The sequence below is a fragment of the Denitrobacterium detoxificans genome (genome assembly GCF_015062615.1).
Taxonomy (GTDB): domain Bacteria; phylum Actinomycetota; class Coriobacteriia; order Coriobacteriales; family Eggerthellaceae; genus Denitrobacterium; species Denitrobacterium detoxificans_A.
The window spans coordinates 19,003-36,490 of record NZ_SUUH01000002.1 but is presented as its reverse complement, the minus strand read 5'-3'; the positions used below and the strand labels follow the sequence as shown (position 1 = coordinate 36,490).

General features: G+C 58.3%; 12 protein-coding genes. 1 reads left to right on the top strand and 11 read right to left on the bottom strand.

The window, feature by feature from the left end; all coding sequences use genetic code 11:
• Window position 1 precedes the first annotated feature (1 nt).
• The 9 genes from gatC to E7002_RS03090 form a co-directional block, all read right to left on the bottom strand.
• Window positions 2-307 carry an Asp-tRNA(Asn)/Glu-tRNA(Gln) amidotransferase subunit GatC gene (gatC, locus tag E7002_RS03130; protein WP_303727458.1) on the bottom strand — a complete coding sequence of 102 codons (306 nt, stop codon included), beginning with the start codon at window positions 305-307 and terminating at the stop codon, window positions 2-4.
• A gap of 226 nt (window positions 308-533) precedes the next feature.
• Entirely contained in the window at window positions 534-1,598 is a 1,065-nt protein-coding gene (ychF, locus tag E7002_RS03125; protein WP_066663430.1) for a redox-regulated ATPase YchF, read from the bottom strand.
• 135 nt (window positions 1,599-1,733) lie between these two features.
• The gene (locus tag E7002_RS03120; RefSeq protein ID WP_303727457.1) at window positions 1,734-4,433 is read right to left on the bottom strand and encodes a hypothetical protein; all 2,700 of its coding nucleotides are present in this window, start codon (window positions 4,431-4,433) and stop codon (window positions 1,734-1,736) included.
• Window positions 4,434-4,817: 384 nt separating this feature from the next.
• Window positions 4,818-6,944: a UvrD-helicase domain-containing protein gene (locus E7002_RS03115; RefSeq protein ID WP_303727456.1), complete on the bottom strand. Its 2,127-nt coding sequence runs from the start codon at window positions 6,942-6,944 to the stop codon at window positions 4,818-4,820.
• A 217-nt stretch (window positions 6,945-7,161) separates the two neighbouring features.
• Window positions 7,162-9,717, bottom strand: coding sequence for a bifunctional diguanylate cyclase/phosphodiesterase (locus E7002_RS03110; RefSeq protein WP_303727455.1), 2,556 nt, complete (start codon window positions 9,715-9,717; stop codon window positions 7,162-7,164).
• Window positions 9,718-9,928: 211 nt separating this feature from the next.
• The gene (locus E7002_RS03105) at window positions 9,929-10,978 is read right to left on the bottom strand and encodes a branched-chain amino acid aminotransferase (RefSeq protein WP_256210043.1); all 1,050 of its coding nucleotides are present in this window, start codon (window positions 10,976-10,978) and stop codon (window positions 9,929-9,931) included.
• A gap of 257 nt (window positions 10,979-11,235) precedes the next feature.
• Window positions 11,236-11,955 (bottom strand): lactate utilization protein C, encoded by a 720-nt coding sequence (locus E7002_RS03100; protein WP_303727454.1) that lies wholly within the window; start codon window positions 11,953-11,955, stop codon window positions 11,236-11,238.
• Window positions 11,952-13,448, bottom strand: coding sequence for a LutB/LldF family L-lactate oxidation iron-sulfur protein (locus tag E7002_RS03095; protein ID WP_303727453.1), 1,497 nt, complete (start codon window positions 13,446-13,448; stop codon window positions 11,952-11,954). The genes E7002_RS03100 and E7002_RS03095 overlap by 4 nt, the downstream gene beginning before the upstream one ends.
• A 3-nt stretch (window positions 13,449-13,451) precedes the next feature.
• Window positions 13,452-14,201: a (Fe-S)-binding protein gene (locus tag E7002_RS03090; protein WP_066663447.1), complete on the bottom strand. Its 750-nt coding sequence runs from the start codon at window positions 14,199-14,201 to the stop codon at window positions 13,452-13,454.
• 294 nt (window positions 14,202-14,495) lie between these two features.
• On the opposite strand from E7002_RS03090, the gene E7002_RS03085 reads away from it, so the two are divergent.
• Complete coding sequence (locus tag E7002_RS03085; protein ID WP_303727452.1) at window positions 14,496-15,044, top strand: DUF308 domain-containing protein; 549 nt, start codon at window positions 14,496-14,498, stop codon at window positions 15,042-15,044.
• 55 nt (window positions 15,045-15,099) lie between these two features.
• Here the strand turns inward: E7002_RS03085 and E7002_RS03080 are convergent, their stop codons facing one another.
• Entirely contained in the window at window positions 15,100-16,659 is a 1,560-nt protein-coding gene (locus E7002_RS03080) for a LuxR C-terminal-related transcriptional regulator (RefSeq protein WP_303727451.1), read from the bottom strand.
• A gap of 94 nt (window positions 16,660-16,753) precedes the next feature.
• Window positions 16,754-17,452 carry a molecular chaperone gene (locus E7002_RS03075; RefSeq protein ID WP_303727450.1) on the bottom strand — a complete coding sequence of 233 codons (699 nt, stop codon included), beginning with the start codon at window positions 17,450-17,452 and terminating at the stop codon, window positions 16,754-16,756.
• Between the last annotated feature and the right edge of the window lie 36 nt (window positions 17,453-17,488).

Sequence of the window (17,488 nt, the reverse complement as noted above, 5' to 3'; positions counted from 1 at the left end):
TTTAGGCCTCGCCTCCCAGAATCGAGGGAATGCGGAAGGAGCCGTCCTGCTGCAAGGGCGCGTTGGAAAGCGCCTGCTCCTGCGTGAATCCGGGCACTTCCACGTCTTCGCGCATCACGTTGGAAAGGTCACCAATGGGATGGAACGTGGGCTCCACGCCATCCAGGTCGTATTCCGTGATGGGCTTCAGGCTATCGATGATGGCATTGAGGTCCTGCGTCATCTGCGGAAGCTCTTCATCGGTAAGCCCGATGCGCGCATATTCCGCAATGGCGCGGACGTCTTTTTCCGTGACATGCTGGGTCATAGATGTCCCTCCGATGCAAATTATATTCGGTGGAAACTATAGCAAAGAGGGCAGCCCAGCGCCGCAAATCCAGCGAATCGCCCCAATGTGGGCACCTTGCGCAAGCGCAATGCGGTGCGCTCGGCAAAAGCAGGACGCTCAAACGGCGCACGAGGCACGAAAATGGGCCGCCCAGTGCAACGCACCGAACGCCCCGAAAGCTGGCGTTATACGCGATTCTGCGCGCTTACACGTTGAATTTGAAGTGCATGACGTCGCCGTCTTGCACCACGTAATCCTTGCCTTCCTGGCGCAGACGACCCGCGGCACGGCAACCTGCTTCGCCCCCCAGCTCGCTATAGTCTTCGAAGCTGGCGGTTTCAGCCTTGATGAAGCCTCGTTCGAAATCGGAATGGATAACGCCTGCGGCCTGGGGCGCCTTCGCGCCCACGCGCACCGTCCAGGCACGGCTTTCGGTTTCGCCGCTGGTGAAGAAGCTCTGCAGGCCCAGAAGCGCATACGCCTCGCGCACCAGGCGCGCCAGGCCGCTTTCGGAAAGGCCCATGGCCTCCAGGTACTCCGCGGCTTCGGCCTCATCGAGTTCGGCCAGGTCGGCTTCCACTTTCGCGGAAATGGGCACGGGAACCGTGCCATCGATTTCGGGCAGCTCGGCATCGAGGGCGTCTTCGTCGACGTTGGCGATGTAGAGCATGGGCTTCATGGTAAGCAGGCACAGATCGCGGATGCTGTCGGCCTCTTCGTCGGAAAGGCCCAGCGTACGTGCGCGATGGCCCTCGTTCAGACCCTCATAGACCTTCTTGGCCGTTTCCAGGCGCAGAGCGAGGCTCTTATCGCGCTTGGCTTCCTTTTCCAGGCGGCTCATGGCCTTTTCCAGCGTGCCCATATCGGCCAGGATAAGCTCGGTCTTGATCGTTTCCACGTCGCTAGCTGGGTTAACCTTGCCAGCTACATGCACGACGTCGGGATCGGAGAAGAAGCGCACGACCTCGCAGATGGCATCGGTTTCGCGAATGTTGGCCAGGAACTGATTTCCCAGCCCCTCGCCCTGGCTTGCACCTGCAACCAGGCCGGCGATATCGACGAATTCCACGGTGGCGGGCACGATGCGCGCAGGGTGGTCGATTTCAGCCAGACGATTCAAACGGCTATCGGGAACAGGCACGATGCCAACATTGGGTTCGATGGTGGCAAACGGATAATTCGCGGCAAGACCGCTCTGATTGGTAAGCGCGGTAAACAGCGTGGATTTGCCAACGTTGGGCAGGCCCACAATACCGATAGAAAGCGACATGTGTACTCCTCTGTTGAACGCAATGCGCCCATAATAGCACGCAAAACGAGTACACGAGGATTCCGACGCGTCTCCTGCGCGCCGATCACACGGATTCAAATGAAGGTAAGCCGCGCGGCCCGTCAGCGCCGTCTATCAGCTTGGCGCAAGCGCGTACCAGACGGAGGCACCAGCGCGCCAGCCAACGCTCAACAAGTAGTCATTTTCCGTCTGAGAGACCGTGTAATTGAATGCTCCCACATCTGCATTCGGGTTGACCTGGCATAACACCTCGACACCATGAGCGTCATCGGAATACCAGCCAATGCCCTCGTCGTTGCAACCCGCAGCGATGTACGCATCGCGATCCGTCTCGCTCGTGGTGTAGAAATGCTCGCCGGCCACGGCATCGTACAGGCGATATACGGGCGTGGAGCTCGAAGTGGGCGCCGTCCAACCAATGCCCTCGTACGTCCAACCCGCAGCTTCGACTTCAGCGGCCTCATGCGGGTCGGCAGTATAGAAATGCTCGCCGGAATTAGGGTTGTACAAGCGATGCAAAGCGACAGGAGTCGAATCGTATTCACCTGCGGAAACAATTTGGAATTGCCCCTTAAGCGTACCCGTGTAATTGCCTTCGCCCGTAGCCGTGACCGTAGCCGTTCCAACGGTGTTGTTGCCAGCATACGAAAGCTCGAAATCGCCTTCTCCCAGGGCGCCCAGCGCGCCATCGGTAATGGAAACGGCCGGCGTTACCGCAGATCCCGCGTACGTTTGCGGCGCGATGGTCGCCATGGTGCACAGGGCGATGTCCCTAGGCGACACCGTGAAGGTCAGCTCTTTCGCAGCAGTTGCCGTGGCACCCGTTTCACCTGCCCAAACGTAGCCTTCATCGAGTTCCGCAACCAACGTGTACGAACCGGCATTCACTGCCATGGCATTGCCGGCGTCATCGAACGCGAGCGTGGCGTTAACGCCTCCAGACGATGTTGAATCCCCCGAGCTTCCTGACGAAGGCTCCGACGTGTAATATGCCTGCTCGGAGGTCGCCCGGAGATGATAGCCCTCGCCTGCGGAAACGCCAATTTGAGCCTTACCGTTGTACACAAGGTCACGCACGGCAATGGGGACTTGGGCCGTCTTGGGCTCGTCGACCGGAGTGCTATCGAGCTCGAACGTCGCGCCCACTGTAACGTCGCTGGCAGGCATGCTAAACGACCAGGTCCCAGCCGTTTCGGTCACCTGATGAGTACCCGTGCCATCCGTATACGTAACGCTGGCAACCTTGTAGTTTTCATACGGCTGCGGATTGACCGTGATGGTAGCGCCCTGTGCGGCAACCACAGGGTTCGCCTGGATAGTGCCATAGGAAACCGCAGCTAAACGCACGTTATACGTGGTCGGCGGCGTTTCGGAGACCGTAAAGTTCACCTGCTTGATGCCCTTGAAGTTGCCCGTCGCGCCGGCAATGCCATCGGCCACGAAAAGTGCCGTGTACGAACCAGGCTCCGTGGGAAACGCGCTCAGCTGGGTCGTGCTGCCAGACGTATATGTAACCGTGAAATCGCTGGTAGGAACGGCAAGGGGCGTTCCCGTAGACGTGGTGAAGGTGAGCTGCGGAGAATGCGATGCCGCGGCCTGCGCCTCTTCGGGCGTGTAGCTAGCAGACAGCGTGGTCGTGCAACTGGAAATGTCGGCCGGCGAAATGGTGAACGAAAGGTCCTTTGCCGCCGTCGTACCATCCGACCAGGAGAAACCCGAATTCAGTGTGGCCGTTACCGGATAGGTGCCAGCATTCGTGCCAATGGCATCGCCACCGGTGATCGTAGCCTGGGTCGTGGCCCCTGCCGTAGCGGAAAGCGTATAGCCCGTACCGCCGCTCATGCCCACCTGAGCTGCGCCATTGTACGTAAGGTCGATCGAAGAGGGAGGATTGACGGGAGTGGTAGACGCCGACTTGAACGTTGCGCGCACCGTAACGTTATCGGCTGGCATGGAGAATGCATACCTACCCGCCGTATTTACCGAGCAGTCGATGGAACCCACCGTTTCGCCCTCAACGGAAACGGAATCGACTGTGTAGCCATTCTGAGGCGTGGGGACGAACGTAATTTCGTCGTCCTCATAGCCTGACGTGGGAAGATACTGAATCGATCCACCCGAACCGGCATACGACGTGATGGTATACGAGGTGCCAGTTCGCTGAATAAACAGCGGCGTAAGGATTGCGTAGATGGTGCCCGCCGACGCCTGGCTAGCTGCATTGGAACCAAGCATTGCGTAGATGTCGGGCATCGTGAAGTGAAAAACATTCTTGGAATCCCTCGCGATCACGTAATCGTCCACGGGGTTAAGCGTGGCCTCCGCCGCGCCCGCAAAGGAAACCCTGATGCAGTCATATGCATCGGGAAGCGTGTAGCCCGTATTAGGCGTTACGTGCACATACACCGTCTCGCCCGCAGCCGCGGCGGCAATCGCATGCTCGCCTGCAAGGTCGCTCGTATACGTGATGTCGCCATACGCGGAAGATCCCGACGTCATGGTGTAAAACTTGAATTGCGTCGCGTTGTCGGTAACCGTCTGACCTGCGTCAACATACGCATACGCCCGTTCCGCCGGAACGATAGGAGTCATGGCAACGGCCATGATTATCGCCAGCAGCACACCCAGAATGGCACGCGCAATGCGCTGGCTCGAAAGGGGGTCAGCCGCGGCTTCGCAGGCAGGACGACCATGCGAAGCCGCAGGTCGCACGGGGATATAGCTCGCACAGGAAACATGGCGCCATCGACGCCGAGTGCGCCTTTTGCGCACGTCGGACGGCTTTTCCGAAGCAGCATGAGCGAACGTGTTCATTACGTCCCCCTATTCCCCCAAACGCATTGCGGCATACACCCCACACGGCCGCACATGCGGAAATTACTACCGCAATTCTATCAAATTCGAAGGTGCGCTTCTAGGGTTCAATCAGGCAAAAGGCCAGGTGGGAAGGCATGTTTGGTTCAAGCGGGGTGGATGACCCAAAAGAAATGCACCTCCCCTCTCCCCCACGTTTTCACAAAAATGCGCTGATGGCTCGTTCCCATACCCACCAATTTGAAAAAAGGTAAAGCGACAAAAATAACGATTTGATAACCACCCGTAAGAACGCACCCCTCCCACCCCCATTCGCGACACGCAAAAACGCCCCAGACGAATCTGGGGCGAAAACGCAAAACTCGGTATATCGTGCGGGAGGATTTACGCCAGCAGCGGCGTAAGGGGACCCTGCGAAAGCACGGATACGAAATGCGTTGCACGCGAGATGGCCGTATACAAACGACGGCGCGCAAGCGGCGTGTCGGGATACACCGAATCCTGGGCATCGGGCACGATGACGGCGTCGAATTCCAGACCCTTGGCCAGCGGCAAATCGATAAGCACAACGCCCGCAGCTGGCAGGCTGGCATTCGGGCGCATGAGCACGATATCGCCCTCGCCTGCCTCGTCGGGCTTACGTGCGCCCAGCTCACGAGCGAGCCAACGCACGCGATCGTGGCTTTCCGCAACAATGGCCGTAAGGCCACCACGCTCTCGCGCAACCTCAATCTGAGCGCGCAGCGCAGCCAGATACTCAGCGGCATCGCGCGAACACGCCTGAATGGTGGGCGCCTGCCCCTCGCGTTGCACCGATGTCGCCTGGATATCACTGCCATGCACCAAGCCGCAGAACAGGCTGGTGATTTCGGGGGTTGAACGATAGCTGGTGAGCAGGCGGCATTCGCTCACCTCGCCTTTAGCCCGCGCAAAAACCTCGCGAATCTTGGGGAAGGTAGCAGTGTGCTCGCGAATGGCCTGGTGCTCGTCGCCCAGCAGCAGAAAATGCGCATTCCCAAACCAATGAGCCAAGACCATGAGCTGGGCTTCCGTATAATCCTGGACCTCGTCGACCATGACGTAGCGCGCGCTGCGGCACCCCGTGCCCGCAAATCGCGCCTTCAGGTAGAGCCACTCAACGGCACTCACCGTGGGCTGCCCCGTAACGCGCATGCCAATGCGGTCGAAACGCAGCCACTCCAAATTTTCGATGGCCTCGTGTGCTACGGCATAGCGCGCCTGCACGTACTCTTTAGCCAGGTTGACGGTCTCTTCCTGCGTGGAAGGCGCAATGGCGCTGCCAAAATAGCGCACCATGTCGTCGACGTCGAGTGAGAGCATTTCGTCGTGCAGTGCTTCGTCGTGAGCCATGGAGTCGAACCTGCGATCCAGGCGATCGTGCAGCTCCTCGACCATGAGGCCGCTAAAGCGCGGGCCTACAGGAACATGCTCGTACTTGCGAGCAGCCGACTGCACTTGCGACGCTTTGAGCAGCACCGTTCCATCGACGGCGATTTCTCGGAAGTCATGAGGATCGAGCGTAAGGCCCGGCAAGGCATCGGCAATGCCCTGAAGCACCGTGGGGGCGGTATCCTCGCCCATGCCGCGATCGGCAAGCCCCTGGCTCTCCACGAAAGAGCGCCAGGTGAAGATCTGGGGGTTCTTCTCACCCATGCTGGGCAGCACGTCGTCGATGTAACGACCAAACACGGGATTAGGAGTAAACAAGTACACCTGATCGGGCGTAAGGTTCTCGCGGTTGCGATACAACAAGTAAGCGATACGCTGCAGCAGCACCGACGTCTTTCCGCTACCGGCGATGCCGTTTACCACCAAGGCCGGTACGTCCTCATGACGCACGACCTCGTTCTGCTCGCGCTGAATGGTGGCGGTAATGGCATGCAGCTTCTCGGAGTGACGCGACCCAAGCGCCTTCAGCAGCAGGGGATCCTCGATAGCCACCGTAGTATCGAAGTAGGCGTTCAGCGTGTCGCGCGTGATATCGAACTGACGTCGCAGCTTCAGATTGGCGTGAATGGTGCGACCGTTCGCCTCGTATTGCGTGGCGCCGTTGCTCTGGTTGTAGTACACCTCAGCCACGGGGCTTCGCCAGTCTACGATAAAATGACGGCGCGTCTCGTCGGCGATGCCCACGCTGCCCAGGTAAATGCTGCGCGCAGGGGCGCCTTCCTTCAGCTGCAAGTCGATGCGCGCGAAGTACGGCTGGCGCATGAGCATTTCCGCACGACGCAGGGTTTCCTCGGCAGCGTTCGCCGTGCGCTGGTACCCCGCAATGATGCTGTTCATGGCTTCGAGCTCGATCATCGTTTCGGCCGTATGATCGACCTCGGCGAAGTCGAGCGACCGCTCATCGCGCATGCTGCCCAAATCGCGCGTTGCTTCCTCGCTCGTTGCGCGAATCTTCTTGAGCTGTGCATTGCGAATGCCACACAGCTTTTCATAGGTGTGCGTAAGATGCTCTTGCTCTTCGGTAAATACGGCGTCGTCCACGAGAACCGTCCTTTCAGAAAAATTGAGCATACTAGTGTATCGAACGCTCTCGCGGCGCGCAAACGGACGTAGTTAGAGTTAGTCGAACATAGCGCAATATGAGCACAATAGGGCCTTAGACGGCCCCAGGTTGCCGCTGACGCACTGCACTATACCTGGGTTCGGCACCGCATGCGCCCAGCACCAAGCGGGACGCGTCAGGGAACATGCAGGATTCTTACTCCCCGTCGAAGAGATTTCGAATGCCGACGACGACCTGCTCGCTGCCGGCGTTCAAACGCACGATCTTCACGCCCACGCGCCTCGTAGGGTCATCACCCGCCAAACGATACGTAGCGTAGAACACGTCATGCTCGCTCAGTTCGCGACTCATCCCCTGACGGGAAAAGACCGCAAGGAACGAATCGAGGTCATCCGCATGAATGCGCAAAGGGGCATCGTTTTGCGCCGCCTCGAAGAATCGCTCGCCATGACGCTGCACCGCCAGCTCTTCGCCTTCTGTATTCAGGCTGTACTCGATAAAGCCCTCCGATACCAAGTCGACGTAGTAAATCTTGAAATAGTCAGCTGTCAGTGCACGCACGACGCCCGCATAGGTAGCCCCCTCGTCCACCTCCGACACCGACAAAACCACGGCGACAATGGCTGTCTTCCCCGTCACCGGGTTAGAACGCACGTACCGTATGAAAGAGTGCACGGTGGAACCATCGGGCATCGTCTCGTCAAAGAAGACGCGCCCCCGTTCCCTGCAGCATTGATTGACGATGTGAACGAACGACGAGTCAGAGTCGAAGGGCTCCCCCGTATAACCTGGCGAAGGATTACCAATGTCAACCCCGTAGAATCTTTTCAGGAAGTCACGATACGACTGATTAGAGCGTGCATACTCGATAGAGTCGCCGTCCACTTCGATGACGCCCATAGGCAGCACATCAAAGTACTTGCGTAAGGCATCCTCCTCGTTCGCCATAACAGCAAGATCGTACAGATTCAAACGACCGATGGTGTCGTAGTAATCCGACTCGGCGGGATTCTCGAATCCAATTTGAATACCACGTTCGTACCGATTGCATATCTCCTCGAACGACACGGGACGACAAAATAGAAAACCTTGGAGCTTCGAGCAACCTACTTCCTGCAAGAATCGCTTCTGTTCTTCCGTCTCCACGCCCTCGCAGAGCGTATCGATTCCCAGCGACGTAGCCATTTTCACGAGCTCCGCAAGCACGGTTTTCGCGCTATCGCCCTCACTGAGCCGACGCATGAAGCTCATATCGAACTTGATGAGATCGAATTCCACGCTCTGGAGCACGTCCATAGAGGAATATCCGCTCCCGAAATCGTCCATCCACACGGGGAAGCCCATAGCACGCAAGCGCTTAACCTGTTCGTTCATAAACTCAAAATCACTACCGAGAATGCTTTCGGTCACCTCGATAGCGATCATGTCACGCGAAAAGCCCGACGCATCTACGCGCTCGGCTATCTCACTCACGATATCGCATGCCGTAAAATCGGCGCGGGAGAGATTAATCGATGTTGGCACAACGTATAAGCCGGCCTGCTGCTGCAGGCGCATCTTCCGCAGCGCCTGGTCAAGCACATGCAAATCGAGCTTGTATATCGTACCCGCCGTTTCGAGCACGGGGATGAATTCGGCTGGCGAAATGACGCCGTATTCGGGATCAAACCAGCGTGAAAGCGCTTCCTCATTACACACGCGCCCATTCAGGCCGCGCACGATAGGCTGATAGAACACCTTGATCCACCCCTGGTCGATTGCTTTATCGATAGTGGCAAGGATATGCAATCGCCGCTCGGTATCTTCCCGCATGGCGCTGTCGTAATACCCGTAGCTCGAGGCAAACTGGGTACGCAGCGCATCGCAGGCAAGCTTAGCGCCATCACACGCCTCGCTCACCGAGCCGTTGCCCATTTTGCGCGGGAATACGCCCACGCGAACGGGAAGGCTGTTTCCGGCGTTAATCTGGGCGCATTCATCAAAGAACCTTTGCAGCACCTTGTCGAGACCCGCCTCTTCCGTGTAGACCGCAAAATGATCGCCCGAAATGCGGCAGCAGCTATCATGGGAAAACGTAGCCTTCAGAAGGTTGGCAAATTCGCGAATAAGCTTGTCACCCGCGCCGTATCCGTTCTGCGTATTGAACACCTGCATGCCGCTCAGGTCCAGATACAGCATCACGGGTTCCCCGCCGCGCTCTTCGATGGCGCGCCTACCCGCTTCGGCGAGCTCGAAGAAGTACGTCATGCTGGGCAAACCCGTAAGGTAATCATACGTGCTCTGTTGCACGATGCTTTCCTCGCGCAACATCTCATTGAAGGAAAGCATCAGATTGGAGCCCTGCAAATCCCCCCGATTGCTATCGAAGGGACCCTCGTCGGTATACGACACATGGGCAAGACGCACGCCCTCTTCCGTATAGCGGTGCTCTCCCTTGGCATGTATGATGCGATAGCCGCCGCTACGATGGTCTTTCGTGCGGTAGACGACGTCGTATCGGCCACCCTGCGTAGCAAAGCGGACGGCTGCTTCGGCGATACGCGCAACGTCATCGGGATGCGTATCCCGGTACATATCGTTGTCCATGTCATAATAGGCCTGCGCGCGATCTACGTAGCCGAACACCTCGCAAAAACCGCTCGACAACACGAGCGTTGCGACACGCTTGTCGATGAATTGATAAATAGCAAGCGGCTGGGGTAAGCTCTCCAGCACCTTGCGCTCCTCATCGGTAAACTGATATCTACCCACGGTAGCCCCCTTCGCACCTTGGGCATCTGGCCAGCACGCCTTGCCACGATCCCCCAGGCTCACGCCCCCCGATAATGAGACTTAGGGACTATTATATTTCTTTGTATTCTCCCAAGCACTTGAGTGGCTACCGTTTACCAAGCCGATAACTTGAAACGAAAAAGGACGGAGGAAAACCTCCGTCCTTGGCATTTACGCAGTAACGATTGCGCTAGGCAATCTTGACGACCCAGCCTTCGGGGCCTTCGATTTCGCCACTCTGAATGCCCGTGAGAGTATTGCGCAGCTTCGTCATAACGGGGCCAGCGGCCTCCATGCCACTGATTTCGATGACCTCGTCGCCGTTGGTGATCTTGCCCACGGGGCTAATCACGGCAGCCGTGCCACACAGACCCGCCTCGACGAAGTCTCCTGCTTCGACCTCGGCAAACTTCACCGGACGCTCCTCGACGTTCATGCCCAGGATGTCGCGCGCAACCACCACGAGCGAACGGCGGGTGATGGAAGGCAGAATAGAGTCGGTATGGCTCTGCGGCACCACGAGCGTGCCTTCCTTGTTCACGAAGATGATGTTGGCGCCACCCGCTTCTTCCACGTACGTACGGCTCTGGGAGTCGAGGTAGAGGTTCTCGGCGAAGCCGTTAGCATGCGCTTCCACGTTGGCCTGCAGGCTCATGGCGTAGTTCAGACCGGCCTTGATGTTGCCAGTACCGCGCGGTGCAGCGCGATCGAAGGGGCTCACGCAGATGGAGATGGGCACGGCGCCACCCTTGTAGTAGGGGCCAACCGGCGTAACCAGGATGCGGAACTGGTATTCCGTAGCGGGCTTCACGCCAATGACGACGCCCGTGGCGAACATGACGGGGCGAATGTAGAGCGTAGCGCCACTGCCGAACGGGGGAACCCATTCCAGATTGGCCTTCACGACCTCTTTCACGGCCTCGACGAACTTATCCTTCGGGAAGGGCGGCATGCACAGACGCTCGGCCGTTTCATACATGCGATCGGCGTTCAAGTCGGGGCGGAAGCATACGATGTCGCCAGACTCGGTGGTATACGCCTTCAGACCCTCGAAGCATTCCTGGCAATAGTGCAGAATGCCCGCGCACTCGCTGATGGTAACGGAATGGTCGGCCGTAAGACCGCCCTCTTCCCACGCACCATCGCGCCAATTGCACACATAGCTATACGACGTGGGCATATAGCTAAAACCGAGGCTGCCCCAATCCAAATCCTTCTTTTCCATGCGCCGTCCTTCCACGCGCTTGCGTTGAAATGTTCCATCGATTGTACTACTCCACCACGCTAAAGCACGACATTTCACAGAATTGCAAACCACCCATGACAATGCCCCGACCCAGCGAGCGCACGAGCCCGGCGCACCCGCCCGCAAACAAAAGAGGAACGCGGGAGATGTCCTCGCGTTCCTCTATGAGTACAACCAACACGCCGGGCGAGCAGCGGAGCGGGTGCCCTCAAGGCCCATCGCCCCGGCCTCGCCAGGTCGAACCAAGTGGGTTACTCCACAACCACGTAGTACACGTACATGGGGCCGTGGACCCCCTCTACGCGCACCAGCTCGATGTCGCTGGTAACGGAGGGGCCACTGATGAAGCACACCTGGCTTGCCAGCTTGCCGCCGGCCTTGCGGGCGGCGTCCAGCTCGTCGAGGGCTTCGCGCATGGTGGGCTTCATGGTGGAAGCGTCGATCAGCACGATGTGAGCCAGCGGCAGCAGGCTGACGGAACGACCGCAGTCGGCCGTCATGGGCTGCACGATGGTGCCCGTTTCGGCAATGGCACCAGCGGCGTACGTTACGCCAAAGCGCGCCTGGTTGCATGCCTGCAGCATGGCGTCGTGGCCAGCTTCAACATCCCAGCGCACGGCATCTTCGCCCAGAACAGCGGGGATGCCCAGCTCGGCGAGCTTTTCCTGTGCGGAATACACCGCAGGGCCCACCTGCACGGTAGCGCCTTCAGCGGCGTCGGCTGCACGAGCCTCGGACACGATTTTGGCAACGGCGTCGGCAGCGCCTTCCGCCGTGGTGCGTACTACGCTTACGCGGATGGCCTGAGCCTGCTCCACGAACATATCCACCAGCGCATCGTGCGAAAGACCGTCGGTCACGCGCACGGGACGCTTTACCTGCTTGCCCTGCGTGGGGGCTTCGGGCACTTCTTCATGGCCCAGGCGCGCGGAAATGGGCGCCAGAAAATCATCGAGCGAGCAGCGGCTCATCGGGCATCGCCCTCCCCTTCTTCATTGGCATCTGCGGGGGTGTCCACCCCATCTTCGGAAGCCGCAGCAGCGGCCTTGTGGTCCTTGAACCAGTCGCGGAAGCGATACGGGCTGAGCACATCGACATCGCGGAACGACGTCCAGCCCTTCAGAATGGGCACCCACTGCGTACCGGCATCGAGGCGGCCTTCCTTGCCCGCCATGAGGTTCATAATGGGACGACCCACCTTCATGATGCCCTTGTACAGGGGCACGTGATTCCACATCATGGAAGCGCCACGGAACAGGGGCACCTCCCATGCATGTCCATGACCAGCTTCGATCATGTTCATGCGGTGATCGCGAATGAGCTCGTGCAGCGGAATCTTCACGGGGCAGCGGTCGGTGCAGGCACCGCACAGGGTGCAGGCGAACGCCAGCGTGTCGATGTTTTCGTAGCCTTCCAGGGCGGCCGTGAGCACGATGCCCATGGGGCCCGGGTAAATGGAGCCGTAGCCATGACCGGTGATGTGGCGATACACGGGGCAGATGTTCAGGCAGGCGCCGCAGCGGCAGCAACGCAGCATGGCGTCGAACTTGCTGCCAATCATGTTGGAGCGACCGTTGTCCATGATGACGTAATGTACTTCGGCAGGACCGTCGATCTCGCCCTCGCCACGTGCGCCCGTATCGACGCTGAAGTATGCCGTCATCTGGGCACCCACGGCGCTACGAGGCAGCAGTGCCATGCTGGAGTCCAGATCGGCCAGCGTGGGAACGATGCGGTCGATGCCGATGAGCACAACCTGAACGGGCGGGCACGTGTCGACCATGCGGCCATTGCCCTCGTTGGTGACCAGCGTTACGGAACCGGTTTCGGCAACGGCGAAGTTGCAGCCGCGAACGCCGACTTCGGCTTCCAGGAATTCCTCGCGCAGAATCTTGCGCAGGAAGTGCGTGATGTGCTCGGGAACGGAATCGCCCTCGTAGCCACGTTCGCGCTCGTAAATCTTTGCAATGGCGTCGCGGTCGAGGTGCAGAGCCGGAACCACGATGTGGGAAGGACGGTCCTTCGCGGTCTGCAGAATGTTCTCGGCGCAGTCGGTCTCAATGACCCTCACGCCCGCATCTTCCAGAACCTCGTTCAGGCCGATTTCCTCGGTCATCATGCTCTTCGACTTCACAGCCGTGGAAGCGCCCTTGGCCTCGAAGATGTCGAGGATTTCCCACAGGGCGTCCTGGTCGGAAGGAGCGTAATGCATGATCACGCCATTGGCTTCCGCGTTCTGTGCGAACTGACGCACGTAGTAGTCGAGATTGTCGGTAACGTTCTGGCGCATCTGCTTGGCCACTTCGCGCATGTCCTCGAAGCCAGGCATGGCGTCCACGACCTCGGCGCGCTTGTTGAAGAACGTCTCCTGAGCGGTTTCGATGGCGTTGTGCTTGAAATCGTCTTCCAGGCACGTGGCCACGCGCTCACGCAGAGTTACATCGGTATCGTACAGGATGGCCATCGGTTACTCCCTCGAATCCAGAATCTGAGCGATATGCATGACGCGGATATCGCGATCGAGCTTGCCTTCGGTACGCAAGCGAGCAAGCGCGCCCTTGATATTCATAAGGCAGGGCACGTCGCCACCACACAGCACCTCGGCGCCCGTGTCGATGATGGTCTGGCACTTCTCGGCAACGATGGCGCTGGAGATCTCGGGCTGCTTCACGCTGAAGGTACCACCGAAACCGCAGCAGCGATCGGCGTGCTCCATTTCGATGTACTGCAAGCCCTTCACGTTACGCAGCAGCTCCATGGGCTGCTCTTCCACGCGCAGGAAACGCGTAACGTGGCAGCTCTTGTGATAGGTAACCGTATGGGGGAAGCTGGCGCCCAAATCGGTTACGCCCAGCTTGTCGACCAGGAATTCGGTGAACTCGAAGAAGCGGGAACGCACGGAAATGGCGTCGAGCTTCGACTTGTATTCGGGATCTTCGATGATAGCCGGATAGTCGTCGATGATGGCGCTCATGCAAGAGCCCGTAAGAGAAACGATGGCATCGTAGTCCATGTTGTAATAGGAATCGATGATGCGCTGCGCAACGGGCACAAGCTCCTTCTTGTAGCCCGAGTTCGTGAGCATCTGACCGCAGCAAATTTGCTCTTCGGGCATTTCGACTTCACAGCCGAGCCGTTCGAGCACGTTGACAGCGGCAATGCCCACTTCCGGGTAGAACATGTCTACCAGGCAGCCAGGGAAAAATGCAACTTTCATTCGGGTGGCGCTCCTCACGTCGTCTCTCAATCTCGTCCTACCCATTTTAGGTATTTGCCCCACGATTCCCACGCGTGCGCGCAAACGCAGGGAAATGTACACACCATTTGCAATCTGTGGGTGCACGCCTGTCGAATGAAACGACAAAAGGCAATGCTTTACCAGAGTGGAGTATTCGTTCCCACGAAAAAAACGAGAGGTCACCATACTCAAAAACGAGGCGACCGACCACGTGAAATGAGCCCAAAAGCGTTACAATTCAACCCAGGGGTAATTTGGGGATAGGAGCTCATCATGGGCAGCATGTGGCAAGACTTTTCGCGCAACCGCATCATCGTGGCCATTGCCGGCATTATCCTAGGTGCCGTATTCCTATTCTTCCAGTCACGCGCCCTCGATTTCCTCGTGTGGGTCATGGGCATCATCGCCCTCGTTACCGCAGCGGGCTACGCCCTGACATTCGCATTCGGTTCTACCCGCAACCCTGGGCTCATTGGCGCCGCCATCTTCAGCGCACTCGTGGGCATACTGTTCATCAGCGTGCCCATGGCCATCGTGGACTTCCTGCCTTTCCTCATTGGCATCATTCTGCTCGTTAGCGGCATTACCAATCTCATGCGCAGCTTCGCAGCCGCAGGATTGTTCGGAGGCGTTGCCCTGGCACCCGCCATCATTTCGGTCGTCATCGCCGTACTGGGGCTGCTCGTCATCTTGCGCCCCGGCGCACTGGCCGATGCGGTCGTACTGTTCATGGGCATCAGCCTGATCGTAAGCGGCATCTTCGACATTTACCTGATCATCGTCGACCGTCGCAAGCAGCCCGTGGATATCTACGTGCGCTAGCGCAGAAGCGATCCGCACATCCAGACAAAGCCGCCATGCTCGTTAACGGGTAGCGTTAACCGCGCTCGCGCAGGTATGCCTCTAGGCCATCGATAAGATCCTGCTGGGAATGCGCGTCGCATTTCACGTATATGTTGCGCACATGGCTACGTACGGTGTTGTACGAAATGCAGAGCTCCTCGGCAGCGCGGTTCTTCGTGTACCCCTTCAGCAGCAGCTCGAACACATCACGTTCGCGTTCGGAAAGATCGCAGTCGGCAGCCATGGAGGCAACCGCCCTACGCCAACGGCCGGGCTTTCGCTCCCCCTCTTGATCGGAGACGCGAACGGGTTTCATTGCTGGGCACGAAGAGCAATCGGAGCAATGGGAACTCTCCTTGCGCATGAGCGCATCTTCGAGCATCTGATTCGCCTCGCGCGAACCGCCAATAGAGACAGAAACGGCCTCGTCGTCGCCGTCGACCGGGCGAAACAGGCCATCAATTACCCCGGGATTCACGACAATGATGCCGCACACGAGCATCACCGCAAGCAGCAAAACCTCGATGGTGGGCAAAACGGCGCTATCGACGTCGAAGGCAAACAAGCCAAACCCGATGAGCCAACCAACAACCGAACAAAGAGACATTGTGCCCCATCCCCAGCCAAATATGCGAATGGGAGATCTACCCGATTTGTAGGCGATGCCATTGAGCAGCGTCCAAACCACCAAATTGAGCAAGGCGTTGATGCAACCAAAGCTCTCGAGCGTAGTTGAGGACCCCAGCCCAACGATGGGAAGCGGCAACGTCGCGAATGCCAGGGCCAAAAACGCGTAATAGCACAAGCGCGACAAGTTGGTACGCAACGGTAGTGCGGCAATGACGAAGCAAACGACCAGCTTCACGAAGAAGAAGATGACCGAAGAATTGCCACGCGCCTCGGCAAAGGTATTCATCTCGATCATAGAGGGATAGAAACCACGCACGATATTGATGGCAATGGAGAACACGCCAATGGCCAAAACCAACCGCAAGAACGAAAACCCACGGTCGGAGTATTTCTCGTCGCCCACGCTGTCATACCGCAAACGTCCGCCGTCGAGCAAACTCGTAATGCCGCCCAGCAACGGCAGAAGCGCCATGAACACCGGGGGCCAACCCGCAGGCAGCATGAGCACGTACCCATAGATAAAGGAAGCAAGAATCTGCACCAACGCGCAAGACAGCATGATTTCCTTGGGATTCACCTGGGCAAGCAAAAAGCTGAAACGCGCTGCGAGCAGCGAGGTGAAGACGCCGGTAAGGGCCACGAACACCATGCTCCCCAACTGCATATCAAGCCACGTGGAGATGGAGGCGAGTGCACCAGCACCTGCAATCCAGGCCGGCTTTTGAATAATGGCTTGCACCTTGCGATGCGCAAAGCCAAACGCAATGAGCATCAGCGACATGGCCGTGGTAGAAACGCAATACGCAATGATGAGTTGAAGCGAATCGGGTTCAACCGGGCCTAGGTATATTTCGCCCGAATAGATGAGCTCGATCCATGCCACCCAGAACGCCTGAGACATCAGGGCGATGGCGGGCATGATGTTATCGAACCCAAGTTGGGCATTCTTTGGCGTGATACGCATGGATCCACTCCTCCTTGGTTTCCGTGCGTTTCGCATACGATGCTGAACACTACCGCACCCCACAGCGTTCCATGGGATGCGGTAACAAGAGGCGCTACGCCGCTTGGCTCACCGCGCTCCCCGCGAGCTCTTCCATGAGAATGGCGTCGTCGGATGCATAAGCGATGATAATGCGCATCATCGCGGGGTAGAGCGGCAATTTCGCGAACTCGTCCACTTTCGCGGCAAGCTGATTCACCCAGTTCAGAATATGTACCTTCAGAAAACCCGTCTGCACACGGGCAAGGCGCGCCAATTCGTCGCGATCAAGCTCGCTTGCACGCAAAACCTGGGCCGTACGCGTAGCCATGACCGACATGAATTCCAATTCCAGACCCAGATGGTCTTCGGGCATGCGCAGGCTCGCGTCGACATCTACGCCATTCGCGCGATAGATACGCAACGCATCATCACGAGCATCCTGCATGAGCAGGTGTTCCTCACTCGTGAAAACCGACTCGTAAGGCTCGGCCGTAATGCCGTCGTTGACGCCCGCCGACAAGAAAATACGGGCGTAATCGCATGCCAGATCGGTACGCGGGTCGCTGCCCGCATGCGCCAAATACCGACGGATGGACGAAATGGCGGCGGCCACTTCCTCGGACACGCCCTCATCGGCCGCAAGCGATTTTAGCTGCCCAATTTGCTCGACCGTGAACTCATGCAGCAGCGCGTCGGAGAAAAACTTGTACGACGCTGCGCGCCCGTCCATCATCTGGGCGATTTCCTCGGTGGTAAGAGTTTCCTGTTCCATAACGTACCTTTCTACGTAGCGGCCACGCAAACACGG

Excerpts from the sequence above, each read along its gene's own strand:
- gatC (WP_303727458.1), bottom strand. The coding sequence starts at position 307 with ATGACCCAGCATGTCACGGAAAAAGACGTCCGCGCCATTGCGGAATAT.
- ychF (WP_066663430.1), bottom strand. The coding sequence starts at position 1,598 with ATGTCGCTTTCTATCGGTATTGTGGGCCTGCCCAACGTTGGCAAATCC.
- E7002_RS03120 (WP_303727457.1), bottom strand. The coding sequence starts at position 4,433 with ATGAACACGTTCGCTCATGCTGCTTCGGAAAAGCCGTCCGACGTGCGC.
- E7002_RS03100 (WP_303727454.1), bottom strand. The coding sequence starts at position 11,955 with ATGAGCCGCTGCTCGCTCGATGATTTTCTGGCGCCCATTTCCGCGCGC.
- E7002_RS03095 (WP_303727453.1), bottom strand. The coding sequence starts at position 13,448 with ATGGCCATCCTGTACGATACCGATGTAACTCTGCGTGAGCGCGTGGCC.
- E7002_RS03090 (WP_066663447.1), bottom strand. The coding sequence starts at position 14,201 with ATGAAAGTTGCATTTTTCCCTGGCTGCCTGGTAGACATGTTCTACCCG.
- E7002_RS03085 (WP_303727452.1), top strand. The coding sequence starts at position 14,496 with ATGGGCAGCATGTGGCAAGACTTTTCGCGCAACCGCATCATCGTGGCC.
- E7002_RS03080 (WP_303727451.1), bottom strand. The coding sequence starts at position 16,659 with ATGCGTATCACGCCAAAGAATGCCCAACTTGGGTTCGATAACATCATG.
- E7002_RS03075 (WP_303727450.1), bottom strand. The coding sequence starts at position 17,452 with ATGGAACAGGAAACTCTTACCACCGAGGAAATCGCCCAGATGATGGAC.